Source organism: Salinisphaera sp. G21_0, from assembly GCF_017744115.1.
Lineage (GTDB): Bacteria > Pseudomonadota > Gammaproteobacteria > Pseudomonadales > Endozoicomonadaceae > Endozoicomonas.
Window position 1 is genome coordinate 1 of sequence record NZ_JAGHQW010000283.1, and the last position, 539, is coordinate 539.

The following is a 539-nucleotide window of genomic DNA, read 5'->3' on the forward strand; positions in this document are numbered from 1 at the left end:
CAGTTTCGCCATAGCCCAAAGCAGGTTGGTGAATTCCTGTGGTTTAAAGTTAGCTTTCTGTGCGTTCACATGGGGCAACAGCGCGGCCACGGCCCCGTTGAACTCTGGCGTCCGCTGTTGCCCGCTGCCCACCAGTTTTGCCATGGCCCACAGCAGATTGGTGATTTCCTGTGGTATAAAGTGAGCTTGCTCTGCGGGTAAGTGGGGCAACAGCGCCGCCACAGCCTCTTTGAGTTCTGGTGTTAGCTCCTGCCCGTTGGCCACCAGTTTTGCCATGGCCCAGAGCATGTTGGCGATTTCCTGGGCTTCAATATTCCTGGCTTGAGGTTTTTTGCTGCACTTGAATATGATTGCATCAAGTAGCGTTGATAATAAGGCAGCTTGAGTAAGCTTGACACACTCATCCATGGGGTGATGAGGGGTAAAAACACCCGCTGAAGTCAATGAATGAAGTGTTGTCGTCAGGCTTCGCCAATTCCAACTCCGTGTTGCGGTAAAATTTTGCAGCAAATGAATCAGCTGGCTTTGTTCAGCCCGAT

1 pseudogene is annotated in these 539 nt (G+C 51.6%); it reads right to left on the reverse strand.

What is annotated here, in order from left to right:
* Positions 1 to 539: pseudogene (locus tag J7439_RS27655) on the reverse strand (hypothetical protein); the annotation flags it as partial.